Consider the following 21878-nt stretch of genomic DNA (forward strand, 5'->3'; position numbering starts at 1 on the left):
CACATGATCAAAACCAAAATCGCGCTGGCCGCAGTACTGGCCTGCTTCGCGCTGGCGCCGGCCGGCGCCGCCAAGGCGCCGCAGAAAAACAAGTCCGGCAAGACCGTCAAGTCTTCCAAGTCCACCTCCAGCGGCAAAGGCGGCAAGGGTGCCAAGGCCGCCACCGGCGCAGCAGCGGCAGCGGGCGCCGCCGCTGCCACGCCGATGATCAAGCAGGTGCCGTCCGAGCGCAGCCAGGACCGGCGCATGGACGCGCTGTCCACCCAGTTCCTGGGCGCGCTGTGGAAGATGGATCCGGAAACCGCCATCTCGGTGGGCAAGTACGACACCGCCGCCAGCATGACCATCCCGGATGCCACCACGCGCGCGGCGCAGCTGGCCTTCATCGACGACTGGCTGGGCCGTTTCGCCAAGACCGACGCGCGCCAGCTCTCGGCCAAGCAGCGCACCGACCTGGCGCTGCTGGTGAACAAGCTCAATTCGGACCGCTGGTATCTGACCACCTTCCGCGAATTCGAATGGAATCCGGCGCTGTACAACATCGCCAGCCCGATCGACTTCATCCTCAACACCGAATACGCGGCCAAGCCGCAGCGCCTGCGCACGCTGCTCAAGCGCATCGCCGGCGTGCCGGCCTATTACGATGCCGCGCGCGCCAACATCAGCAACCCCACCCGCGAGCACACGCAGCTCGCCATCGCGCAGGCGCCCGGCGTGCTCGCGCTGCTGGGAGACCTGGACAAGGAAGCGCAGGCGTCCATCCTGTCGCCGATGGAGAAGCAGCTGTTCGCGCAGCGCGTGAGCCAGGCCAAGGCGGCGGTGGACGGCTACGCGGCCTGGCTGGGTGAACTGGACAAGACCATGGCGCAAGCCGGCGGCGGCCGCTCCTTCCGCATCGGCAAGGAGCTGTACGAAGCCAAGTTCGCCTTCGACATCCAGGCCGGCAGCAACGGCGAGCAGACCTACCGCAAGGCCCTGGCGGCGCGCGAGCAGCTGCTGGCGAATATGGACCGCCTGGCGGACGAACTGTGGCCGAAATACATGGACAGCACCCCCAAGCCGGCCGACCGCACCGAGAAGATCGGCATGGTGATCGCCACGCTGTCGGCCAACCACGTGAAGCGCGAAGACTTCTTCCCCGAGATCCGGCGCCAGATTCCCGTGCTGCAGGACTGGGTGATCCAGAAAAACCTGCTGACCCTGGACCCGAACAAGCCCCTGCAGGTGCGCGAAACGCCGGCCTACCAGCGCGGCGTGGCCGGCGCCAGCATCGAGGCGCCTGGGCCGTACCGCCCGCAGGACCGCACCTATTACAACGTGACGCCGCTGGACGGCGTGTCCGACGAGCAGGCCGAGAGCAGCCTGCGCGAGTACAACCACTGGATCCTGCAGATCCTCAACATCCACGAGGCGATTCCGGGCCACTACGCGCAGCTGGTGTACGCCAACAAGTCGCCGTCGATCGTGAAATCGATCTTCGGCAACGGCGCCATGGTGGAAGGCTGGGCGGTGTACGGCGAGCGCATGATGCTGGAGTCCGGCTACGGCGACAACGCGCCCGAGATGTGGCTGATGTACTCCAAGTGGAACCTGCGCAGCGTGACCAACACCATCCTCGACTACAGCGTGCACGTGCTGGGCATGCAGCAGGCCGAGGCGATGGACTTGCTGACCCGCCAGGCCTTCCAGACCCAGCGCGAGGCGGCCGAGAAATGGCGCCGGGCGCAGCTGTCGTCGGTGCAGCTGGCCAGCTATTTCAGCGGCTACAGCGAGATCATGGAACTGCGCGAGGAGCGCAAGCAGGCGCTGGGCAACAAGTTTGTGCTGAAGGAGTTCAACGAGCAATTCCTCAGCTACGGCAGCGCGCCGGTGCGCGTGATCCGCGAGCTCATGACCCAGTAAGCACTGCAGCAGCGTCGTTGCGCGGCCTCAAGGGGCCGCGCGCGCAACCGGGTACGATGGGAACAGGGGGCTTTGCTCCTGGTCTGCTAATATGAACTCGGGAGCGATCATGACCATGCCTATCCGGATTGACACCCTGAAATATGCGCAGCTGCTGAAGGAAAGCGGCTTGCCCGCAGAGCAGGCTGAGCTGCAAGCGGAGGCGCTGGGCACCGTGCTCAACGAATGCCAGGTCGCCGTCGAGTCCGATCTGGTGATCCAGCGCAGCGAACTGCTGGCGAGGATGGATCTGCTCAAGCAGGAAATGTTCGGCCAGCTGGATCTGCTCAAGCAGGAAATGCTGGCCAGGATGGACTTGCTGAAGCAGGAAATTCATACCCGGTTCGGCGCGCTGGAGCGCCGGGTAGCCGGACTTGAAACCAGGTTCTACCTTTTCTTCGGCATCCAGTTTGCAGTGGACGCCGTCATCCTGTTCAAGTTGTTTTCCTAGACCGGCTCTTTCGGCGCTTGCGTGGCCTTGACGAACACCGGCGCGACCAGCAAGCCCATCTCATACAGCAGCCACATCGGAATCGCCAGCGAGAACTGGCTGACCACGTCCGGCGGCGTGACGATGGCGGCAATCACGAAGGCGCCCACGATCACGTACGGTCGTATTTCCTTCAGCTTGGCCACCGACACAATTCCCATCCGCACCAGCACCACCACCACCACCGGCACCTCAAAGGTGGCGCCGAACGCCAAGCACATGGACATGACGAAATCGAGGTAGTTTTCAATGTCCGGCGTCACCGCGATCGACGAGGGCGAGAAGTCCGAAATGAAGTGGAACACGCGGCCGAACACGAAGAAGTAGCAGAACGCCACGCCCGCCGCGAACAGCAGCGAGGACGAGATCACCAGCGGTGCGATCAGGCGCTTTTCGTGCGCGTACAGGCCGGGCGCGATGAAGGCCCACAGCTGGTACAGCACCCACGGCAGGGCCACGATGAAGGCTATCAGCAGCGTCACCTTCATCGGCACCAGGAAGGGCGAAATGACGCCGGTGGCGATCATCTTCGAGCCGGTGGGCAGCGATGCCAGCATGGGCGCGGCGATGATGTCGTAGATGGCCGCGGGGCCGGGCCAGAACATCAGCGCGGCGCAGACGATGGCGATGCCGATCGAAGCTTTGACCAGGCGGTCGCGCAGCTCGATCAGGTGGGAGATGAATGTCTCCTCGACCGGGGTTTCTTCACTCATTAGTAAAACGATGCAGGTGGTTTGCTGCGGGGGCGGAAGCGCGCGACCCGCGCGGCGCCCGACGTGACATGCATGCGCGTGCCGTGCTGCTGCTTGTACCAGGCCGGCAGCGCCGAGGTGCGCACCAGGCGCTTGCGGCGGAATTCCCTGGCCTTGCGGGCCAGGTGCTCGGCGCTGGGCGGCACCTGCGAATAGTCGTGCTCCGGACTGTCCTGCCAGGCGTTCTGCACTTCGGCCACGCTGTCGGAAATGGACTGCTCCACGCCCTGCTTGATCGATTGCGCGGTTTCCTGCACTTCCTTCTGCAGGTTGCGCAACTCCTCCAGCTCGATTTCGCGGCTGACTTCGGACTTCACGTCGTGCAGATAACGCTGGGCGCGGCCGTACAGCGTCCCGGCCATGCGCGCCACCTTGGGCAGCTTCTCAGGACCGATGACGATCAGCGCGACCACGCCGATGATGGCTAGTTTGGAAAGACCGAGATCGATCATAAAGCGCTTAGCGGGACATTACAGCTTGTTCTTCTCTTTGGCTTCCACGTCGATGGTGGATTTGTCGGCGACCTGCTGGGTGGGTGCGCCCGGCGCGGCCGGCTTGTTCTCTTCTTCGCCGCCCTTCACGCCGTCCTTGAAGCCCTTGACGGCCTTGCCCACGTCCGAGCCGATATTGCCCAGTTTTTTGGTGCCGAAGACCAGCATGATAATTACCAGTACCACCAGCCAGTGCCAGATGCTCATCGAACCCATCATATTCCCCTTGCGGAACGCAACGCGCCCCAAAAAATTGCGGTTAGTGCGGACAGTATACGCGAAGCGCGCCTGTCATGTGCTTGTCATGAAGTAGTAGCAAGATTTATTGCTACCGAACTAGTTCACCGGGGGATCAGCGTTCGTGGCGCCACGGGTGCGGGCCGCCGATGACGTGCAGGTGCAGGTGGTAGATTTCCTGGCCGCCGTCCGGACCGCTGTTGATTACGGTCTTGTAGCCGCGCTGCGGCGCGCCGTCCTCGTCGTAGGCCACGGCCACGCCGTGTTCCTCGGCCAGGCGCGGCGCCAAGGCCAGCATCTTGCCCAGCAGCGGCGCATGGCCGGCGCTGCAGTCCGACAGGGTGCCGATGTGGGTCTTGGGGATCACCAGCAGGTGCACCGGCGCATGGGGATGGATATCCTTGAAGGCAAGCAAGTCCTCGTCTTCATAGACGATGGTCGATGGAATCTTCTTCTCGGCAATCTTGCAAAACAGGCAGTTTTCCACAACAACTCCAGTCAGTTATTCCGTTTTACTCTTTACGGGATGCTTTTTCCTCGATGCCGGACACGCCTTCGCGGCGCGCCAGCTCGTCCAGCACCTGCTGCGGCGTCAGCCCGAACTGGGCCAGCATCACCATCGAATGGAACCACAAGTCGGCGCATTCGTACAGCACTTTGGCGGCATCGCCGCCATGGCGCGCATCTTTCGAGGCCATCACGAACTCGGTGGCCTCCTCGCCGACCTTTTTCAGGATGGCGTCGTCGCCCTTGGCGAACAGCTTGGCCACGTAGGACGTGGCCGGGTCGCCGCCGTTGGCCGGCTTGCGCGACTCGATGGTGGCCGCTACGCGGTCCAGGATGGTGCTCATTTGCTCTTCGCTTCCGTGTAAATCGTGTCCGGGTCTTTCAGCACCGGCTCCTTGGCCTGCCAGTCGCCTTCTTTGGCGTCGCCGTCGAACTTGTTGAAAAAGCAGGAGTGGCGGCCGGTGTGGCAGGCGATGCCGCCGGCTTGCTCGATCTTGAGCAGCACCACGTCCTCGTCGCAGTCCAGGCGGATTTCCAGCACCTTCTGCACATGGCCCGATTCCTCGCCCTTGTGCCACAGCTTCTTGCGCGAGCGGCTCCAATACACCGCCTCGCCCAGCTCCACCGTTTTATACAGGGCGTCGCGGTTCATCCAGGCGAACATCAGCACGTCGTTGCTGCCCGCCTCCTGCGCGATCACCGGCACCAGGCCGTGTTCGTCCCACTTGATCTTGTTGAGCCATTTGGCTTTCGCCACGCTGGGCGTCTGGGTTGGCATCATGATGTGTTTCCTTCGTCAGCTTTTCAAGTCAGGCGCATCGGGATGCCCTGCTGCGCCATGAAGCGTTTGGCTTCCTGCACGGTGTGCTGGCCATAGTGGAAAATGCTGGCCGCCAGCACCGCATCGGCGCGGCCCAGCTTGACGCCGTCCGCCAGGTCCTGCAGGCCGCCCACGCCGCCCGAGGCGATCACCGGGATGCCCACCGCGTCCGACACGGCGCGGGTCAGGCCCAGGTCGAAGCCGGACTTGGTGCCGTCGCGGTCCATGCTGGTGAGCAGCAGTTCGCCCGCGCCCAGCGATTCCATTTTCCGCGCCCACTCGACCGCGTCCAGGCCGGTGGCCTTGCGGCCGCCGTGCGTAAACACTTCCCAGCGGCCCGGCTGCACTTGCTTGGCGTCGATCGCCACCACGATGCACTGCGAGCCGTGCTTTTGCGATGCGTCGAACACCAGTTGCGGGTTGGTCACGGCCGAGGTGTTCATGCTGACCTTGTCGGCGCCGGCGTTGAGCAGGCGGCGCACATCGGCCACCTCGCGCACGCCGCCGCCCACGGTCAGCGGAATGAAGACCTGGGACGCCACCGCTTCGATGATGTCGAGGATCAGGCCGCGGTTGTCCGAGGAGGCGGTGATGTCGAGGAAGGTCAGTTCGTCGGCGCCCTGCTCGTCGTAGCGGCGCGCGATTTCCACCGGGTCGCCGGCATCGCGCAGCTCGGTGAAGTTGACGCCTTTGACGACGCGGCCGTCGGTCACGTCCAGGCAGGGAATGATACGTTTCGCGAGCATGGTGGGATCAGTCTTCCAGACTGCCTTCCGTCAGTTCGTCGGCGCGCAGCTGCGCCTCGTTCAGGTCGAGCGTGCCCTCGTAGATCGAGCGCCCGCAGATCACGCCTTCGATGCCTTCGTCCTGCACCGCGCACAGCGCTTCCACGTCGGAAATGTTGTGCAGGCCGCCGGAGGCGATCACGGGAATCTTCACCGCCTGCGCCAGTTTCACGGTCGCTTCGATGTTCACGCCGCCCATCATGCCGTCGCGGCCGATGTCGGTGTAGATGATGGACTCCACGCCGTAGGCTTCGAATTTCTGGGCCAGGTCGATCACCTCGTGGCCGGACATCTTGCTCCAGCCGTCGGTGGCGACCTTGCCGTCCTTGGCGTCCAGGCCGACGATGATGTGGCCGGGGAAGGCGCCGCATGCGTCATGCAGGAAGCCCGGGCTTTTCACGGCGGCGGTGCCGATGATGACGTAGGTGATGCCGGCGTCCAGGTAGCGTTCGATGGTGTCGAGGTCGCGGATGCCGCCACCCAGCTGCACCGGGATCTCGTCGATGTCGTTTTCCTCGGCGAATTCCTGCACCACTTTCAGGATGGCCTTGATGGCGCCTTCGTTTTTCGGCTTGCCGGCGAAGGCGCCGTTCAGGTCCACCAGGTGCAGTCGGCGCGCGCCCTGCTTCAGCCAGTGCAGGGCCATGTCGGCCGGGTCTTCGGAGAATACGGTAGCAAGTTCCATATCGCCCTGTTTCAGGCGTACGCAGTGACCGTCTTTGAGGTCGATGGCAGGAATGAGCAGCATAGTGTGTGTGAGTTGATTAGTTTAGGGTTGCCGAAGGGGACTATCAAGTTTCTTACGGTTGCCAATGCACGAAATTCTTATACAGCTGCAAGCCCACGGCGGCGCTCTTCTCCGGGTGGAACTGGGTGGCGAACACATTGTCGCGCGCCACGGCGCAGCAGAACGGCGTGCCGTACACGGTTTCGCCCACGCTGTGCGCAGCCTCGCCCGGCCGCACGTAATAGCTGTGCACAAAGTAAAAATAGCTGTTGTCCGGAATGCCGGCCCACATCGGATGAGCGGCACGCTGGCGCACCTGGTTCCAGCCCATCTGCGGCACCTTGAAGCGCGAGCCGTCTTCCTGCAGCTGGCCGTCCAGCTGGAAACGCACCACCTTGCCCGGCAACAAGCCCAGGCCCAGCGCGCCGCCCTCTTCCGACGAATCGAACAGCATCTGCTCGCCGATGCACACGCCCATCAGCGGCTTGCTTTCGGCTGCGCGCAGCAGCGCGTCCTGCACGCCGGATTCGCGCAGGCTGCGCATGCAGTCCGGCATGGCGCCCTGGCCGGGCAGCACGATGCGGTCGGCATGCTCGATGTCGGCCACTTGCCCGGAGATGACGATGTCGGCTTCCGGCGCCACCGCGCGCAGGGCTTGCGCCACCGAACGCAGGTTACCCATGCCGTAATCCACAACAACAATTTTCTTCATAATGCCATTCAAGCAGAGGCAGCGCGGCCCACGCAAGGGCTATCCGCGCTGCGATTGATTACAAGCTACCTTTGGTCGACGGGATGGTGCCGGCGGCGCGTTCGTCCAGGGTGGTGGCCATGCGCAGCGCGCGGCCGAACGCCTTGAACACGGTTTCGCACTGGTGGTGCGCATTGGTGCCGCGCAGGTTGTCGATATGCAAAGTCACCAGGGCATGGTTGACGAAGCCGCGGAAAAATTCCAGGGTCAGGTCAACGTCGAAGCCGCCTATCATGGCGCGGGTGAACGGTATGTGGTACTCGATGCCTGGGCGGCCGGAAAAATCGATCACCACGCGCGACAGGGCCTCGTCCAGCGGCACATAGGAATGGCCGTAGCGCACGATGCCCTTCTTGTCGCCGATCGCCTTGGCGAACGCCATGCCCAGCGTGATGCCCACGTCTTCCACCGTATGGTGGTTGTCGATGTGGATGTCGCCGGTGGCTTCGACTTCCAGGTCGAACAGGCCGTGGCGGGCGATCTGGTCCAGCATGTGGTCCAGGAAGGGCACGCCCGTGTTCAGCTTCTGCACGCCGGTGCCGTCCAGGTTGATGGCGACACGGATCTGGGTCTCGTTGGTGTTGCGGGTGATTTCTGCGGTGCGGTTCATGGAAAGCTCTACGTTGGTCTTAAGCTGCCTGCGATGCTTTGAATGCTTCGAGGAAAGCGGCGTTCTCTTCCGGAGTGCTGACCGTGATACGCAGACAATTGGCCAGTACACTGTGCATTTTACCTACATTTTTGACTAACACCTTACGGGACAGCAGATAGGCGTTAGCCGCGTCGGCGTCGGGCACCCGGACGAGGATGAAGTTGGCGGCGGAGGGGAACACTTGCACGCCGGGTACGGCGGCCAGGGCCTCGGCCATCAGCGCGCGTTGTTCGCGCAGAAGGGCGGCTTGCTTGTTGAGCACGTCGAGGTTGTCGAGTGCGAATTCGGCGGCGACTTGCGTCAGCACATTCACATTATACGGCGGACGGACCTTGTCGAACTGCTCCAGCAGTTTCGGCGCGGCCGACATGTAGCCGAGGCGGATGCCGGCCAGGCCCAGTTTGGACACGGTGCGCATCACCACCAGGTTGTCGAACTCCGGCAGGCGGCCCATGAAGCTTTGCTGGGCGAAGGGCTCGTAAGCCTCGTCCACCACGGCAATGCCGGTGTCGCCCAGCGCCTGGATGATGGCGACGATGTCTTCCGCATCGAACAGGTTGCCGGTGGGGTTGTTCGGATACGCCAGGTAGACCAGGGCCGGCTTGTGCTGGGCGATGGCCGCCAGCATGGCGGGCAGGTCCAGGGTCAGGTCGTCCTTCAGCGGCACGCCGACAAAGTCCATGCCGGCGAACTGCGCCGAGCGGGCGTACATGACGAAGGCGGGCACCGGCGCCAGCACCACGGCGCGGCGGTCCTGGCGGGCACAGGCCATGTCGAGGATGGAGATCAGTTCATCGGAGCCATTGCCCAGCAGGACGTCGTAGCCGGCGGGCACGCCGAGCTGCTTGCAGATGCGTTCTTTCACGCTGGCGTAGGAGGCCACCGGGTAGCGGTTCAGCGCCACGGCGGCCAGGCGGCTGCCCAGCTCGGCGGCCAGATGGTCAGGCAGCGGGTAAGGATTTTCCATCGCGTCCAGTTTGATGAAACCGCTTGCATCTGCCACGTGGTAGCCGGGAACGGCCAGTACGTCGGAACGGATGGTGTTGCGGATGAGACTGTCGATGGACATCTTGCTGCACTCCTTAAGTTAAATGGTAACTTCTTCGGGGGGCGCCTTTTTCACGGCGCGTGATCGTTTCGGCGCCGCCGGCTTGGGGGCGGCGGCTTTCTTGGTTGCGGTTGTCTTTGCCGCAGTCTTCTTTGCTGCGGTTTTCTTTTTCGGCGCGGCGCTTTTGGCCTTGGGCGCCACTGCGGCTTTGGCCTTCGGCTTGGCCTTGGCCTTCGGCTCGGCCGGCGCATCCGGCGCGGCGGCAACGGCCAGCGCTTCGAGCGTTTCCAGCGCGGCCAGGCGCTCGTTGATGATGGCGCAGTATTCCGGGTTCAGCTCGAAGCCGACGAACTGGCGCCCGCAGCGGCGCGCGGCCAGCGCGGTGGTGCCGCTGCCCATGAACAGGTCCAGCACCACGCCGCCCGGCGGGCACGAGGCCTTCACCATGCGCTCGATGATCTCAAGCGGCTTCTGGGTGGGGTGGTTGGCGCGCTCCGGATGCTCGCGGTGCAGGCGCGACACGCTCCACACGTCCTTCGGGTTGTAGCCCACTTCCAGCCACTTGGCGCCGATGAAGATGGAGCGCGAGCGCGCCTTCTTGGTTTCGGCGTCGTAGGGAATGCGCACGGCGTCCAGGTCGAAGTAGTAATCCTTGCGGCCGACGAAGAAACCCACCGTGTCGTGCACCGACGAGTAGCTGCGCACGCTGCCGCCCATGGACGGCACGCGGCGGTCCCAGATGATTTCGTTCATCATCGTCATGCGCTGCTTGAGCATGACGAAGATTTCCGGCGAAAAGCGCCAGGTCAGGAAGATGTACAGGCTGCCGTTCGGTTTCAACTTGGGCAGCGCCGCGTCGATCCACTGCTCGGTCCAGCGCAGGTACTCCTCCACCGTCTGCTGGTCCGATGCGTTGCCGTAGTCCTTGCCCAGGTTGTAGGGCGGATCGGTCAGGATCAGGTCGACGGCGCCGTCCGGGATGCGCGCCAGTCCGGACAGCGCATCCTCGCAGAAGACCTGGTTCAGCCAGTCGCTCATAGCGTCCTTATTCCGCCTTGATGCGCAGCTCGGCGCTGCGGGCGTGCGCCTGCAGGCCCTCGCCGTAGGCCAGTTCCGCCGCCACCTTGCCCAGGGTCTGCGCACCGGCTTCGGACACGAAGATGATGGACGAGCGCTTCTGGAAGTCGTACACGCCCAGCGGCGAGGAGAAGCGCGCGGTGCGCGACGTCGGCAGCACGTGGTTCGGGCCGCAGCAATAGTCGCCCAGCGATTCGGACGAATAACGGCCCAGGAACATGGCGCCCGCGTGGCGGATCTTGTCGGCCCACTGCTGCGGTTCCAGCGCGGAGATCTCCAGGTGCTCGGCGGCGATGCTGTTGGCGATGGCGCAGGCCTCGTCCATGTCGCGCACCTTCACCAGCGCGCCGCGGTCGTTCAGCGAAGTGCGGATCACTTCCTGGCGCGGCATCGTCGGCAGCAGCTTGCTGATGCTGGCTTCCACCCGCGCGATGTAGTCCGCGTCCGGGCACAGCAGGATCGCTTGCGCCAGCTCGTCGTGCTCGGCCTGCGAGAACAGGTCCATGGCCACCCAGTCCGGGTCGGTGCTGCCGTCGCACACGATCAGGATCTCGGACGGGCCGGCGATCATGTCGATGCCGACGGTGCCGAACACGCGGCGCTTGGCGGCGGCCACGTAGGCGTTGCCGGGGCCGACAATCTTGTCGACGGCGGCGATGGTCTCGGTGCCGTAGGCCAGCGCGCCGACTGCCTGCGCGCCGCCGATGGTGATGACCCGCGTGACGCCGGCCAGCGCGGCGGCGGCCAGCACCATCTGGTTCTTCACGCCGTCCGGGATCGGCACCACCATGATGATTTCCGCCACGCCCGCCACCTGGGCGGGAATCGCGTTCATCAGCACCGACGAAGGATAGGCGGCCTTGCCGCCCGGGACGTAGATGCCGACGCGGTCCAGCGGCGTGATGCGCTGGCCCAGCACCGTGCCGTCAGCCTCGGTGTAGCTGAAGCCTTGCAGCTCCTGCTTCTGGCGCTCGTGGAACACGCGGATGCGGTCGGCCGCCACTTGCAGGGCGGCGCGCTGGGCGGCGGGCAACGCGTCCAGCGCTGCCTGCAGTTCGGCTTGCGGCAGGTCCAGCGTGTCCACCGAGGCGGCGCCGCCGTTGGGCAGGCGGTCGAAGCGGTTGGTGTATTCCAGCACGGCGGCATTGCCGCGCGTTTTCACGTCGGCCAGGATTTTCGCCACCGCCGTTTCAATGGCGTCGTCGGTGGACGCCTCGAAGGCCAGCAGCGCGTTCAGCGTGGGCTGGAAGTCTGCCGCCGAGGAATCGAGCTTGCGGATGCTGATCGTCATTGCTTCACCTTTTTCGAGGCGCGCTCAAACGCTTCGATGATCGGCTGCAGGCGCTGGCGCTTGAGCTTGAGCGCCGCCTGGTTGACCACCAGGCGCGAGGAGATGTCCATGATCTCTTCCACTTCCACCAGGTTGTTGGCGCGCAGCGTGCTGCCGGTCGACACCAGGTCGACGATGGCGTCCGACAGCCCCACCAGCGGCGCCAGCTCCATCGAGCCGTACAGCTTGATCAGGTCCACGTGCACGCCCTTGGACGCGAAGTGCTCGCGCGCGGTGGTGGTGAACTTGGTGGCTACGCGCAGGCGCGCGCCCTGGCGCACCGCCGCCTCGTAGTCGAAGCCGGATTTCACAGCGACCGACATGCGGCACTGCGCGATGTTCAAGTCCACCGGCTGGTACAGGCCTTCGCCGCCGTGCTCGATCAGCACGTCCTTGCCGGCCACGCCGAAGTCCGCCGCGCCGTGCTGCACGTAGGTCGGCACGTCGGTGGCGCGCACAATCAGGACGCGCACATTGGGGTCGTTGGTGGCCAGGATCAGCTTGCGCGAGGTTTCCGGATTCTCGGTGACGGTAATGCCGGCTGCTTCCAGCAGCGGCAAGGTGTCTTCGAAAATACGGCCCTTCGACAGCGCAAGGATCAGCTGGGAATTGGCGTCGCTGTTAAATCCGCTCATGATGTTCTCTTTACTTGATTCGGCTGATGTTGGCGCCGATCGCCTGCAGCTTCACTTCCATGCGGTCGTAGCCGCGGTCGAGGTGGTAGATGCGGTCGATCAGCGTTTCGCCCTTGGCGGCCAGGCCTGCGATTACCAGCGAAGCCGAAGCGCGCAGGTCGGTCGCCATCACGGGCGCGCCCACCAGCTGGTCCACGCCTTTGATAAAGGCCGTGTTGCCGTCGGTTTCAATTGCTGCGCCCAGGCGGTTCATCTCCTGGACGTGCATGAAGCGGTTCTCGAAAATGGTTTCGGTCACGCGGCTGGCGCCATTGGCGATGGTGTTCACCGCCATGAACTGGGCCTGCATATCGGTCGGGAAGCCAGGGTATTCGGTGGTACGGAAAGTCACCGGGTTCGGACGCGCATCCATTTGCGCGCGGATGGTGTCTTTGCCGATGGTCATTTGCAGGCCGATCTCGCGCAGCTTGTCGAGCGCGGCGTCCATGATGTCGGTGCGGGTGTTGCGCAAGGTGATGTCGCCGCCGGTGGCCGCCACGGCGCACAGGAAGGTGGCCGCTTCGATGCGGTCCGAGATCACCGCGTGCGAGGCGCCATGCAGTTCCGGCACGCCCTGGATCACCAGGCGGTCGGTGCCGATGCCCTGGATCTGCGCGCCCATGGCCACCAGCAGGTTGGCCAGGTCGGTCACTTCCGGCTCGCGCGCGGCGTTTTCCAGGATGGTCTCGCCTTCGGCCAGGGTGGCCGCCATCAGCAGGTTTTCGGTACCGGTCACCGTGATCATGTCGGTGACGATGCGGGCGCCCTTGAGTTTTTTGCACTTGGCGTAGATGTAGCCGGCGTCGATGGTGATCTCGGCGCCCAAGGCCTGCAAGCCCTTGATGTGCTGGTCCACCGGGCGCGAGCCGATGGCGCAGCCGCCCGGCAGCGATACCTTCGCTTCGCCGAAGCGCGCCAGCAGCGGGCCCAGTACCAGGATGGAGGCGCGCATGGTTTTCACCAGCTCGTAGGGCGCTTCCAGCTTGTCGATGGCGCCGCCGTTGAGCGTCACGCGCTCGCCGTCCTGCGTCACTTTCAGGCCGGTCTGGCCCAGCAGCTTGAGCATGGTGGCCACGTCGTGCAGGTGCGGGACATTGTCCAGCACCACGTCGCCCGCCGTCAGCAGGCCGGCGCACAGGATGGGCAGCGCCGCGTTCTTGGCGCCGGAGATGGTGACGTCGCCGACCAGGCGCTTGCCGCCCGTGATGAGGAGTTTGTCCATGGTGTTTGTCCTTAGCCTTTGTATTCTTCCGGGGTCAGCGTCTTCATCGACAGCGCGTGGATTTCCTCGCGCATGCGGTCGCCCAGCGCGGCGTACACCAGCTGGTGGCGCTGGATCGGGCGCTTGCCGGCAAACGCCGGCGAGACGATGACAGCCTGGAAGTGCTGGCCGTCGCCCTCCACTTCGAGGTGGGTGCATTCAAGGCCGGCCTTGATGTAGCCGTGGATCGCTTCTGGAGTGGTGGTCATGGTTGTTTTCCTTCTTAGTGGCGCAGGCGGTAGCCGCTGCTCAGTAAACGAATAGCCAGCATCGACAGCACGGCCAGGAAGGCGCCGACGATGCCGAGGCTGATGAATGGGTTGACGTCGCTCTGGCCGAAGAAGCCGTGGCGGAAGCCGTCTATCATGTAAAAGAACGGGTTCAGGTGCGACACGGTGAGCCAGAACGGCGGCAGCGAATGGATGGAATAGAACACGCCGGACAGGAAGGTCAGCGGCATGATCAGGAAGTTCTGGAACGCGGCCAGCTGGTCGAATTTCTCGGCCCAGATGCCGGCGATCAGGCCCATGGTGCCCAGGATGGCGGCGCCCAGCAGGGCAAACACCAGTATCCAGACGGGCGCCACGAAGCTCATGTTGGCGAACCAGGCGGTGACGATGAACACGCCCGCGCCCACCACCAGGCCGCGCACCATGGCCGCGATCACGTAGGCCGAGTAGATCTCCCAGTGCGACAAGGGCGTGAGCAGCACGAACACCAGGTTGCCGGTGATCTTGGACTGGATCAGCGAGGACGAGGAATTGGCAAAGGCGTTCTGCAATACGCTCATCATCACCAGGCCGGGAATCAGGAAGGCGGTGTAGCTCACGCCCGGATACACCTGCACGCGGCCTTCCAGCACGTGGCCGAAAATCAGCAGGTACAGCATGGCGGTGAGGATGGGCGCGGCCACGGTTTGCGTGGCGACCTTGTAGAAGCGCAGCGTCTCTTTGTAGACCAGAGTGCGGAAGCCGGTGGAAATCATACTGCCCCCTTGTCCATGATTTGCAGGAAGATGTCTTCCAGGTCGGCCTGCTGCAGCTGCATCTCGTCGATGACGGCGCCGCTCTCGCGCACGCGCGCCAGGATCTGCTCCACCTCCGTGTATTCGTTGATGCGCAGGCTGTACTTGCCCAGCGCCGCCTCCTCCGGATGCGTGACCAGGTGGCGCAAGTCCTCCGGCAGCGCGCCCTGCTTCAGGTGCAGGATCAGCGAGGAGCCGGAAATGCGGCGGATCAGCTGGGACATGGTGTCCAGCGCCACCACCTGGCCCAGTTTGAGCATGGCCACGCGCTTGCACATGGCTTGCGCTTCCTCCAGGTAGTGGGTGGTGAGCACCACCGTGTGGCCTTCGCGGTTCAGGCGCGAAATGAACTTCCACAGGGTCTGGCGCAGTTCCACGTCCACCCCGGCGGTCGGCTCGTCGAGCACGATCACGGGCGGCTTGTGCACCAGCGCCTGCGCCACCAGCACGCGGCGCTTCATGCCGCCGGACAGCGCGCGCATGTTGACGTCGGCCTTGTTGGTCAGGTCGAGGTTTTCCATCACCTCGTCGATCCACTTGTCGTTGTTGTGCAGGCCGAAATAGCCGGACTGCAGGCGCAAGGTTTCGCGCACCGTGAAAAACGGGTCGAACACGAGTTCCTGCGGCACCACGCCGAGCTTGCGGCGCGCCTCGCGGAAATCGCCCGTGACGTCGTGGCCGTGGATGCTGACCTTGCCCGCATCGGGCCGGATCAGGCCCGCGATGATGGAGATGAGTGTGGTTTTTCCGGCACCATTCGGTCCGAGCAGGCCGAAGAATTCACCCTCCTCGATGGTGAGGGAAACGCCGCCCAGTGCCTGGAGCGACTTGTAGCGCTTCTCGACATTGCTGATTTGGATTGCTGTCATGCTTGGCTTTAAGTTGGCTACGGCACTGTGACCGTCGCGGGAAGGGCACGGGGCCCGGAGGTGCGATATGCCGTGGCACTCAGGCAACGGCAACGGTCAATTATATTGGATATTTGGTTCGGCTACGCCGGACCGGAAACTGCTGCGGGGGTGGGGCGGGGGTCAATGATGGTGGTGATGCTGCGGCACGGCGGCCGCTGGGGAGCTTGCTTCGCCGCATTCGGCCAGGGATGGCGAAACCAGCGAGCACACGCCGTACAGCTTGGTGAGGCTTTTCAGATTGGCGGGCAGGTTCTTCAGTTCGAGCCGCAGGCCCGCCTGCTGCGCGGCGCGCTGCCAGGCCAGCATCACCGACACGGCGGCCGAATCCACCGCCTGCACGTTGCGCAGGTCGAACACGGATTGGCCGGAGGCGATCGCCGCCACGCCCTGCTCCAGCGCCGCAGTGGCGTTGGATACGGTCAGGGACGTGAGGGATAGCATATTGTCGGTGGATGCGGACATGGTTTTTCAGTCAATTATTTGGCGGAAGCAGCCTTGATCGGCTTGCTGGCCAGCTTCTTGTTCTTTTCGGACAAGGTCTTGATCAGGCCGTCGATGCCGCCCTTGCTGATTTCAGAGGCGAAGGTGCCCTTGTAGGTCTCGACCAGCCACGCGCCCAGCACGTTGATGTCGTAGATCTTCCAGCCGGCCGGGGTCTTGGCCACGCGGTAGTTCAGCGGGATCGGTTCGCCGCGCGCCACGTTCACCTGCGAGCGCACTTCCACTTCGCTGTCCGACGGATCGGCGCGCAGCGGCTTGAACTCGATGGTTTCGTTTTTCACCTGGGACAGCGCGCCCGAATAGGTGAAGATCAGCAGCGAGCGGAACTCGGTGGACAGCTGCTTTTGCTGTTCCGGGCTGGCTTCACGCCAGTAGCGGCCGGCGGCCAGCGAGGTCATGCGCTGGAAGTCGACGTAGGGCAGGATCTTGGTTTCCACCAGGTCCATGATGCGCTTCTGGTTGCCGCCCTGGATTTCCTTGTCGGCCTTGGCGGTGTCCAGCACGTCCTGGCTGATGCGCTTGACCAGCACGTCCGGGGCTTCGTTGCCGGCCGGCGCAGGCGCCGCCACGGCGGCGTACGATACGGAAGCGAAAGCGACCGTCGCGATAGCAAAAAGTTGTTTAATCAATTTCATCTCTGTTTAACCTTATTTTAGTTGCTTCAGGGTCACAGGCTGGCGTTCTTTTCCGCAGCCGGTGCCGCCATTATAGCCTCGCCCGCCGCAGGTGCCGCCTCGTTGCCGCTGTCGGCATCGGAGACGGCCGGCTTGGCGTCCTTTTTGTCCGCATCCTTGTCCTTGCCGCCGCGCGGGCCCGACTCGCCGTCGTAGACCTTGCTCTGGCGTGCTTGCAGGAAACTGTCGCGCACGAACTCGTAGCGGTCCAGCGCAGCTTCTTCCATCAGGCTGGTGGCATCCAGCAGTCCGGCGCGCTTGTCGATCACGCGGGTAACGCTGCCGATGTTGCGTACGTTGACAGGATCTTTGTAACCCCACGGGTCGGCCTTGATGTCCAGCGGCAGGGCCACGGTGTCGCGCACGGTGGACGGGCCCAGCAGCGGCAGCATCAGGTAGGGGCCCGATTCCACGCCCCAGTAGCCGAGGGTCTGGCCGAAGTCCTCGTTATGCTTCTTCAAGCCGGCCTCGGAAGCGATGTCCAGCACGCCCAGCAGGCCGAAGGTGGAGTTCAGCGCCACGCGCATCACGTCCGACATGCCCTGCTCGCCCTTGCCCTGCAGGAAGCCGTTGGCGGCACTCCACACGTCCGACAAATTGCCGAAGAAGTTGTTCACGCCGGTCTGCACGAAAGTCGGCAGCACATTCTTGTAGGCGGTGGCGGCAGGCTTGAGAGCCGCCTGGTCGACCGCGTCGTTGAACTTGAACATGCTGCGGTTGAAACCCTCGTAGGGGTCGCGCGGGTTGGGGCCGGCGCAGCCGGTCAGTACGGCCGCGGCCGCTACAGTCAAGGCCAGGTGACGGAATTTCATTGGTGCACGCATTAGTTGCTATCCTTTCCTTCAGCTGCTTTGCTGTAGATAAATTGGTTGATCAGGTCTTCCAGCACGGCAGCGGACTGGGTGCGCGCGATCTTGTCGCCCGCCACCAGGTTGTTGGTGTCGCCGCCGGCTTCGATGCCGATGTATTGCTCGCCCAGCAAGCCAGCCGTGAGGATTTTAGCCGAGCTGTCCTTGGGGAATGCGTAGCTGGTTTCCATATTCAGGGTCACCAGCGCCTTATAAGACTTGTCGTCGAAGCGGATCTTGGCCACGCGGCCCACCACCACGCCGGACGCCTTGACGGCGGCCTGCTCGCGCAGGCTGCCAATGTTATCGAACTTGGCGGTTACTTCGTATGTCGGGGCAAACGACAGCGAACTGGCGTTGCCGGCCTTCAGCGCCAGGAAGGCCAACGCGGCCACGCCCAGCACGACAAACAAACCTACCCACAGATCCAGAGATTTACGTTGCATGACACTATCCTAACTTGTTTTTATTACTGAGGCGCACGATGCCGTTATTTGCTAAACATCAAGGCCGTCAACATGAAGTCCAGCCACCAGATCATCAGGGACGAGATCACCACGGTGCGGGTGGTGGCGCCGGCCACGTCCTCGGGCGTGGGCCGGGCTTCGTAGCCCTGGTACAGCGAGATGAAGGTGATGGCCACGCCGAACACGACGCTCTTCACGAAGCCATTGAACACGTCCTTCCAGATATCGACGCCGCCCTGCATCTGCGACCAGAACGCGCCCTCGTCCACGCCGATCAGCTGCACGCCGACCAGGTAGCCGCCAAAGATGCCGACCGCGCTGAAAATCGAGGCCAGCACCGGCACGGCAATCACGCCGGCCCAGAAGCGCGGCGCCAGCACGCGCTGCACCGGGTTGACCGCCATCATTTCCATGGCGGAGAGCTGCTCGCCCGCCTTCATCAGGCCGATTTCCGCCGTGAGCGAGGTGCCGGCACGGCCGGCAAACAGCAGCGCGGTGATCACCGGCCCCAGTTCGCGCGTCAGGCCCAGGGCCACCAGCAGGCCGAGCGACTGCTCGGCGCCGTATTTGTTCAGGGTGTAATAGCCCTGCAGCCCCAGCACCATGCCGACGAACAGGCCGGACAGCGTGATGATGAGCATGGAATAGTTGCCGATGAAGTGCAGCTGCTCGACGATCAGGCGCGGGCGGCGCAGCAGGCCGGGCGACACGCCCAGCATGTAGAAGAAGGTGCGGGTGCTGTAGCCCACGCCTTCGACGTGTTCGCGCACCCAGATGCCGAGGCGCTCCAGCAGGCCGCCCATCATGCGCGCTCCTTCAGGCCGAGGTCGGCCGCCAGTGACTTGCCCGGGTAATGGAAGGGCACGGGGCCGTCGGCCTCGGCGTGCACGAACTGCTTCACGTAGGGGTCGGTCGACACCATCATCTCGTCCGGCGTGCCGTGCGCGACGATTTTGCCCTGCGACAGGAAATAGACGTAGTCGGCGATGTGGAACGATTCCTTCACGTCGTGCGAGACCAGGATGGTGGTCGAGCCGAGCGCGTCGTTCAGGTTGCGGATCAGGTTGGCGGTCACGCCCATCGATATCGGGTCCAGGCCGGCGAACGGCTCATCGTACATAATCAGTTGCGGGTCCAGCGCGATCGAGCGCGCCAAGGCCACCCGGCGCGCCATGCCGCCGGAAATCTCGCCCGGCTTGAGCTTGGCGGCATTGCGCAGGCCCACCGCGTGCAGCTTCATCAGCACCAGGTCGCGGATCAGCTCTTCGGCCAGGTCGGTGTGCTCGCGCAGCGGGAAAGCCACGTTCTCAAACACGCTCAAGTCGGTAAACAGCGCGCCGTGCTGGAACAGCATGCCCATTTTGCGGCGCAGCAGATACAGGTCATTGGTCTTCAATTTGTGAACGATCTGGCCATCCACCGACACGTGCCCCCTGGAAGGGCGGATCTGGCCGCCAATCAGGCGCAGCACCGTGGTCTTGCCGCTGCCAGAGCCACCCATGACCGCCACCACCTTCCCGCGCGGGAAGTCCATCTGGAGGCCCGACAGAATGGCCCTTTTTCCATAGGAGAAGTGTAAATCTCGGATTTCGACTAGATTCGGCACGACCACGCTCACTTTTTTGAATCCCGTATTGTAGTGCAGAAACGCCAACCTCTGCTGAGAGCCCCTTCGGGAGAGGGAGGCAAGAGGTAAATAATACAACATTAATAACTATAAAGTCAGTAATTACATCCGGAAACATTTGTTAATTGCTGCATTGCAGCAACAGCAAACAAAGAAAAAGGCCCCGCAGGGCCTGGACGGCGCGCCGCTCCCGGGCGGCGCTAGACGCGCTTGCCCCAGACCAGGCCGGACGCTTTGTCGGATTTCATGCGGGCCTCATGGCTGGCCACCGCGGCAGCCGTTGCCGCAGCCTCCTCGGCGCGGCGGCGCTCCAATTCGGCGGCGATGTCCACCTTGTGCTGCTCGCTGGCGGGCAACTGCTTATGAAAGACCAGGTCGTAGACGCAGCGCCGGGCCAGCGCCAGGTCGGCGGCCCCCGGCGTTTCGTACTTGCCCCGGTTCGACTTCAGGTAGACGTATTCGCCGCCCTTCAGGCAGAAATACAGATGGGTGGGCGTGCCCTTCGCATTTTTCCAGGTCAGATGCGGCCAGGAGCGCACCACGACGGAGTGGGTGTCCTCGGACACCGTGACATGCGCCTGGCGGTAGCCGACGGGGGCCGGGTTCAGCTGCCACATGACGTAGCCGCTCTTTTCGATCGAGTCGTACTTTTGCGTCAGGCCGCTGATGGTCGCCACAAGGTCACCCCTCTCCGTGATGTAAGTCGTCCAATATCGCAAACGATTGCCGCATTGTCAATAAAAAAACCGGAGCCGTCGAGGATCGCCCGTCGTGCTCCGGTGGGAGTGAAACAACTACTTGGGAATCAGCGCGGCAGGACGGACGAACCCATCAGGAATTCATCGACTGCGCGGGCACACTGGCGGCCTTCGCGGATGGCCCAGACCACGAGGGACTGGCCACGGCGCATGTCGCCTGCGGCAAATACTTTGGACACCGACGTCTTGTAGCTTTGCTCGCCCTCGGTGGCGGCCTTGGCGTTGCCGCGGCCATCCTTCTCGACGCTGAACGCGTCCAGGATGTTTTGCACCGGCGACACGAAGCCCATGGCCAGGAACACCAGGTCGGCCTTCATCTCGAATTCGGAATTCGGCACTTCCTGCATCTTGCCGTCCTTCCATTCCACGCGGCAGGCGACCAGCTTCTCGACCTTGCCGCCCTTGCCTTCCAGGCGCTTGGTGGCCACGGCCCAGTCGCGCTCGCAGCCTTCCTCGTGCGAGGAGGAGGTGCGCAGCTTGGTCGGCCAGTAAGGCCAGACCAGGGGCTTGTTTTCCTGCTCGGGCGGCATGGGCATCAGTTCGAACTGGGCCACGGAGGCGGCGCCCTGGCGGTTGGAGGTGCCGACGCAGTCGGAACCGGTGTCGCCGCCGCCGATCACCACCACGTGCTTGCCGGTGGCCTTGATCTGGTCCTTGACCTTGTCGCCGGCGTTGACCTTGTTCTGCTGCGGCAGGAAGTCCATGGCAAAGTGCACGCCCTTCAGTTCGCGGCCGGGCACCGGCAGGTCGCGCGGCTGTTCCGCGCCGCCGGCCAGGATGACGGCGTCGAATTCCTTTTCCAGGTCTTCCGGGAAGATGGTTTCCTTGGCCCAGTTGTTGACGTTGGCCGGGAAGTCCTTGCCGATCAGCACGCTGGTGCGGAAGGTCACGCCTTCGGCCTGCATCTGCTCCACGCGGCGGTCGATGTGCGACTTTTCCATCTTGAAATCGGGAATGCCGTAGCGCAGCAGGCCGCCGATGCGGTCGCTCTTCTCGAACACCGTCACGTCGTGGCCCACGCGGGCCAGCTGCTGGGCCGCTGCCAGGCCGGCAGGGCCGGAACCGACCACGGCCACCTTCTTGCCGGTCTTGCTGGCGGCCGGCTGGGGAACCACCCAGCCGTGCGCCCAGCCTTCGTCGATGATCTTGTGCTCGATCGACTTGATGCCGACCGGATCATCACTGATGCCCAGGGTGCAGGCGGTTTCGCACGGCGCCGGGCAGATGCGGCCGGTGAACTCGGGGAAGTTGTTGGTCGAGTGCAGCACGTCCAGCGCGTCGCGGTAGTTGCCGCGATAAACCAGGTCGTTCCAGTCCGGGATGATGTTGTTGACCGGGCAGCCGTTGTTGCAGAACGGGATGCCGCAATCCATGCAACGCGCGCCTTGCACCTTGGCCTGCTCGTTGCTCAGGTGCAGGACGAATTCCTTGTAGTTCTTGAGGCGCGACTCGGGAGCCAGATAGCTCTCTTCCTGACGCTTGAATTCCATGAAGCCGGTGATTTTACCCACGATGATTCCTTATT

Annotated in this window: 28 protein-coding genes; 2 read left to right on the top strand and 26 right to left on the bottom strand. The window is 63.7% G+C overall.

Annotated features, from left to right (window positions below; translation table 11 throughout):
• The first annotated feature begins 3 nt into the window (after window positions 1-3).
• Window positions 4-1902 (top strand): DUF885 domain-containing protein, encoded by a 1899-nt coding sequence (locus ASC94_RS20860; RefSeq protein WP_056399962.1) that lies wholly within the window; start codon window positions 4-6, stop codon window positions 1900-1902.
• Window positions 1903-2011: 109 nt separating this feature from the next.
• Window positions 2012-2392, top strand: a complete 381-nt coding sequence (locus ASC94_RS20865) for a hypothetical protein (protein WP_056399964.1) — start codon at window positions 2012-2014, stop codon at window positions 2390-2392.
• Here ASC94_RS20865 and tatC read toward each other — a convergent pair.
• The 26 genes from tatC to ASC94_RS20995 all read right to left on the bottom strand — a co-directional run bounded on the left by tatC (window position 2389) and on the right by ASC94_RS20995 (window position 21864).
• Window positions 2389-3144, bottom strand: coding sequence for a twin-arginine translocase subunit TatC (gene tatC / locus ASC94_RS20870; protein WP_056399966.1), 756 nt, complete (start codon window positions 3142-3144; stop codon window positions 2389-2391). The genes ASC94_RS20865 and tatC overlap by 4 nt on opposite strands.
• Complete coding sequence (gene tatB, locus ASC94_RS20875) at window positions 3144-3635, bottom strand: Sec-independent protein translocase protein TatB (RefSeq protein ID WP_056399968.1); 492 nt, start codon at window positions 3633-3635, stop codon at window positions 3144-3146. The genes tatC and tatB overlap by 1 nt, the downstream gene beginning before the upstream one ends.
• Window positions 3636-3653: 18 nt before the next feature.
• Window positions 3654-3890, bottom strand: coding sequence for a Sec-independent protein translocase subunit TatA (gene tatA / locus ASC94_RS20880; RefSeq protein WP_056401430.1), 237 nt, complete (start codon window positions 3888-3890; stop codon window positions 3654-3656).
• 136 nt (window positions 3891-4026) lie between these two features.
• A complete protein-coding gene (locus ASC94_RS20885) occupies window positions 4027-4398 on the bottom strand; it encodes a histidine triad nucleotide-binding protein (RefSeq protein ID WP_056399972.1) in 372 nt (123 codons plus the stop codon).
• Window positions 4399-4423: 25 nt separating this feature from the next.
• Complete coding sequence (locus tag ASC94_RS20890) at window positions 4424-4762, bottom strand: phosphoribosyl-ATP diphosphatase (RefSeq protein ID WP_056399974.1); 339 nt, start codon at window positions 4760-4762, stop codon at window positions 4424-4426.
• A complete protein-coding gene (gene hisI / locus ASC94_RS20895) occupies window positions 4759-5196 on the bottom strand; it encodes a phosphoribosyl-AMP cyclohydrolase (RefSeq protein ID WP_056401434.1) in 438 nt (145 codons plus the stop codon). The genes ASC94_RS20890 and hisI overlap by 4 nt, the downstream gene beginning before the upstream one ends.
• A 26-nt stretch (window positions 5197-5222) precedes the next feature.
• A complete protein-coding gene (gene hisF / locus ASC94_RS20900) occupies window positions 5223-5984 on the bottom strand; it encodes an imidazole glycerol phosphate synthase subunit HisF (RefSeq protein WP_056399976.1) in 762 nt (253 codons plus the stop codon).
• Between the two features lie 7 nt (window positions 5985-5991).
• Complete coding sequence (hisA, locus tag ASC94_RS20905; RefSeq protein ID WP_056399979.1) at window positions 5992-6771, bottom strand: 1-(5-phosphoribosyl)-5-[(5-phosphoribosylamino)methylideneamino]imidazole-4-carboxamide isomerase; 780 nt, start codon at window positions 6769-6771, stop codon at window positions 5992-5994.
• A 52-nt stretch (window positions 6772-6823) separates the two neighbouring features.
• The gene (gene hisH, locus ASC94_RS20910; protein WP_082616718.1) at window positions 6824-7462 is read right to left on the bottom strand and encodes an imidazole glycerol phosphate synthase subunit HisH; all 639 of its coding nucleotides are present in this window, start codon (window positions 7460-7462) and stop codon (window positions 6824-6826) included.
• A 58-nt stretch (window positions 7463-7520) separates the two neighbouring features.
• Complete coding sequence (hisB, locus tag ASC94_RS20915; RefSeq protein ID WP_056399982.1) at window positions 7521-8111, bottom strand: imidazoleglycerol-phosphate dehydratase HisB; 591 nt, start codon at window positions 8109-8111, stop codon at window positions 7521-7523.
• A gap of 19 nt (window positions 8112-8130) precedes the next feature.
• The gene (hisC, locus tag ASC94_RS20920; protein ID WP_056399986.1) at window positions 8131-9222 is read right to left on the bottom strand and encodes a histidinol-phosphate transaminase; all 1092 of its coding nucleotides are present in this window, start codon (window positions 9220-9222) and stop codon (window positions 8131-8133) included.
• A gap of 18 nt (window positions 9223-9240) precedes the next feature.
• On the bottom strand, window positions 9241-10239 hold the full coding sequence (locus tag ASC94_RS20925; protein ID WP_082616719.1) for a site-specific DNA-methyltransferase: 999 nt from the start codon (window positions 10237-10239) through the stop codon (window positions 9241-9243).
• A gap of 7 nt (window positions 10240-10246) precedes the next feature.
• Window positions 10247-11569 (bottom strand): histidinol dehydrogenase, encoded by a 1323-nt coding sequence (gene hisD / locus ASC94_RS20930; RefSeq protein WP_056399989.1) that lies wholly within the window; start codon window positions 11567-11569, stop codon window positions 10247-10249.
• Window positions 11566-12243, bottom strand: coding sequence for an ATP phosphoribosyltransferase (gene hisG / locus ASC94_RS20935; protein ID WP_056399993.1), 678 nt, complete (start codon window positions 12241-12243; stop codon window positions 11566-11568). The genes hisD and hisG overlap by 4 nt, the downstream gene beginning before the upstream one ends.
• A gap of 10 nt (window positions 12244-12253) precedes the next feature.
• Window positions 12254-13504, bottom strand: a complete 1251-nt coding sequence (gene murA / locus ASC94_RS20940; protein WP_056399997.1) for a UDP-N-acetylglucosamine 1-carboxyvinyltransferase — start codon at window positions 13502-13504, stop codon at window positions 12254-12256.
• Between the two features lie 11 nt (window positions 13505-13515).
• Window positions 13516-13752 (bottom strand): BolA family protein, encoded by a 237-nt coding sequence (locus ASC94_RS20945; protein ID WP_056400003.1) that lies wholly within the window; start codon window positions 13750-13752, stop codon window positions 13516-13518.
• Between the two features lie 14 nt (window positions 13753-13766).
• A complete protein-coding gene (locus ASC94_RS20950) occupies window positions 13767-14528 on the bottom strand; it encodes an ABC transporter permease (RefSeq protein ID WP_056400004.1) in 762 nt (253 codons plus the stop codon).
• Window positions 14525-15436, bottom strand: coding sequence for an ABC transporter ATP-binding protein (locus ASC94_RS20955; protein ID WP_056400007.1), 912 nt, complete (start codon window positions 15434-15436; stop codon window positions 14525-14527). The genes ASC94_RS20950 and ASC94_RS20955 overlap by 4 nt, the downstream gene beginning before the upstream one ends.
• Before the next feature lie 162 nt (window positions 15437-15598).
• The gene (locus tag ASC94_RS20960; protein ID WP_056400009.1) at window positions 15599-15940 is read right to left on the bottom strand and encodes a lipid asymmetry maintenance protein MlaB; all 342 of its coding nucleotides are present in this window, start codon (window positions 15938-15940) and stop codon (window positions 15599-15601) included.
• A 14-nt stretch (window positions 15941-15954) separates the two neighbouring features.
• Window positions 15955-16614: a phospholipid-binding protein MlaC gene (locus ASC94_RS20965; RefSeq protein WP_056400011.1), complete on the bottom strand. Its 660-nt coding sequence runs from the start codon at window positions 16612-16614 to the stop codon at window positions 15955-15957.
• Between the two features lie 32 nt (window positions 16615-16646).
• Window positions 16647-17465, bottom strand: a complete 819-nt coding sequence (locus ASC94_RS20970; RefSeq protein WP_200955803.1) for a VacJ family lipoprotein — start codon at window positions 17463-17465, stop codon at window positions 16647-16649.
• A gap of 11 nt (window positions 17466-17476) precedes the next feature.
• Window positions 17477-17947: an outer membrane lipid asymmetry maintenance protein MlaD gene (gene mlaD, locus ASC94_RS20975; protein ID WP_056400019.1), complete on the bottom strand. Its 471-nt coding sequence runs from the start codon at window positions 17945-17947 to the stop codon at window positions 17477-17479.
• A gap of 44 nt (window positions 17948-17991) precedes the next feature.
• The gene (gene mlaE, locus ASC94_RS20980; RefSeq protein WP_056400025.1) at window positions 17992-18774 is read right to left on the bottom strand and encodes a lipid asymmetry maintenance ABC transporter permease subunit MlaE; all 783 of its coding nucleotides are present in this window, start codon (window positions 18772-18774) and stop codon (window positions 17992-17994) included.
• On the bottom strand, window positions 18771-19574 hold the full coding sequence (locus ASC94_RS20985; RefSeq protein ID WP_082616777.1) for an ABC transporter ATP-binding protein: 804 nt from the start codon (window positions 19572-19574) through the stop codon (window positions 18771-18773). Before ASC94_RS20985 ends, mlaE begins: the two co-directional genes overlap by 4 nt.
• Window positions 19575-19795: 221 nt before the next feature.
• Window positions 19796-20272, bottom strand: coding sequence for a hypothetical protein (locus tag ASC94_RS20990; RefSeq protein WP_056400032.1), 477 nt, complete (start codon window positions 20270-20272; stop codon window positions 19796-19798).
• Between the two features lie 128 nt (window positions 20273-20400).
• Window positions 20401-21864, bottom strand: coding sequence for a glutamate synthase subunit beta (locus ASC94_RS20995; protein ID WP_056400034.1), 1464 nt, complete (start codon window positions 21862-21864; stop codon window positions 20401-20403).
• Window positions 21865-21878 lie beyond the last annotated feature (14 nt).

This window comes from Massilia sp. Root418 (assembly GCF_001425265.1).
Classification (GTDB): Bacteria; Pseudomonadota; Gammaproteobacteria; order Burkholderiales; family Burkholderiaceae_D; genus Rugamonas.

Bases quoted from the DNA above. Each gene is read 5' to 3' on its own strand.
- ASC94_RS20950 (WP_056400004.1), bottom strand. From the start codon at position 14,528: ATGATTTCCACCGGCTTCCGCACTCTGGTCTACAAAGAGACGCTGCGC.
- ASC94_RS20860 (WP_056399962.1), top strand. From the start codon at position 4: ATGATCAAAACCAAAATCGCGCTGGCCGCAGTACTGGCCTGCTTCGCG.
- tatC (WP_056399966.1), bottom strand. From the start codon at position 3,144: ATGAGTGAAGAAACCCCGGTCGAGGAGACATTCATCTCCCACCTGATC.
- hisI (WP_056401434.1), bottom strand. From the start codon at position 5,196: ATGCCAACCCAGACGCCCAGCGTGGCGAAAGCCAAATGGCTCAACAAG.
- ASC94_RS20970 (WP_200955803.1), bottom strand. From the start codon at position 17,465: ATGAAATTCCGTCACCTGGCCTTGACTGTAGCGGCCGCGGCCGTACTG.
- hisB (WP_056399982.1), bottom strand. From the start codon at position 8,111: ATGAACCGCACCGCAGAAATCACCCGCAACACCAACGAGACCCAGATC.
- tatA (WP_056401430.1), bottom strand. From the start codon at position 3,890: ATGGGTTCGATGAGCATCTGGCACTGGCTGGTGGTACTGGTAATTATC.
- hisC (WP_056399986.1), bottom strand. From the start codon at position 9,222: ATGTCCATCGACAGTCTCATCCGCAACACCATCCGTTCCGACGTACTG.
- hisG (WP_056399993.1), bottom strand. From the start codon at position 12,243: ATGAGCGGATTTAACAGCGACGCCAATTCCCAGCTGATCCTTGCGCTG.
- ASC94_RS20960 (WP_056400009.1), bottom strand. From the start codon at position 15,940: ATGTCCGCATCCACCGACAATATGCTATCCCTCACGTCCCTGACCGTA.
- ASC94_RS20865 (WP_056399964.1), top strand. From the start codon at position 2,012: ATGACCATGCCTATCCGGATTGACACCCTGAAATATGCGCAGCTGCTG.
- hisH (WP_082616718.1), bottom strand. From the start codon at position 7,462: ATGAAGAAAATTGTTGTTGTGGATTACGGCATGGGTAACCTGCGTTCG.
- ASC94_RS20890 (WP_056399974.1), bottom strand. From the start codon at position 4,762: ATGAGCACCATCCTGGACCGCGTAGCGGCCACCATCGAGTCGCGCAAG.
- ASC94_RS20955 (WP_056400007.1), bottom strand. From the start codon at position 15,436: ATGACAGCAATCCAAATCAGCAATGTCGAGAAGCGCTACAAGTCGCTC.
- hisD (WP_056399989.1), bottom strand. From the start codon at position 11,569: ATGACGATCAGCATCCGCAAGCTCGATTCCTCGGCGGCAGACTTCCAG.
- hisA (WP_056399979.1), bottom strand. From the start codon at position 6,771: ATGCTGCTCATTCCTGCCATCGACCTCAAAGACGGTCACTGCGTACGC.
- hisF (WP_056399976.1), bottom strand. From the start codon at position 5,984: ATGCTCGCGAAACGTATCATTCCCTGCCTGGACGTGACCGACGGCCGC.
- ASC94_RS20965 (WP_056400011.1), bottom strand. From the start codon at position 16,614: ATGAAATTGATTAAACAACTTTTTGCTATCGCGACGGTCGCTTTCGCT.
- mlaE (WP_056400025.1), bottom strand. From the start codon at position 18,774: ATGATGGGCGGCCTGCTGGAGCGCCTCGGCATCTGGGTGCGCGAACAC.
- ASC94_RS20925 (WP_082616719.1), bottom strand. From the start codon at position 10,239: ATGAGCGACTGGCTGAACCAGGTCTTCTGCGAGGATGCGCTGTCCGGA.
- mlaD (WP_056400019.1), bottom strand. From the start codon at position 17,947: ATGCAACGTAAATCTCTGGATCTGTGGGTAGGTTTGTTTGTCGTGCTG.
- murA (WP_056399997.1), bottom strand. From the start codon at position 13,504: ATGGACAAACTCCTCATCACGGGCGGCAAGCGCCTGGTCGGCGACGTC.
- tatB (WP_056399968.1), bottom strand. From the start codon at position 3,635: ATGATCGATCTCGGTCTTTCCAAACTAGCCATCATCGGCGTGGTCGCG.
- ASC94_RS20945 (WP_056400003.1), bottom strand. From the start codon at position 13,752: ATGACCACCACTCCAGAAGCGATCCACGGCTACATCAAGGCCGGCCTT.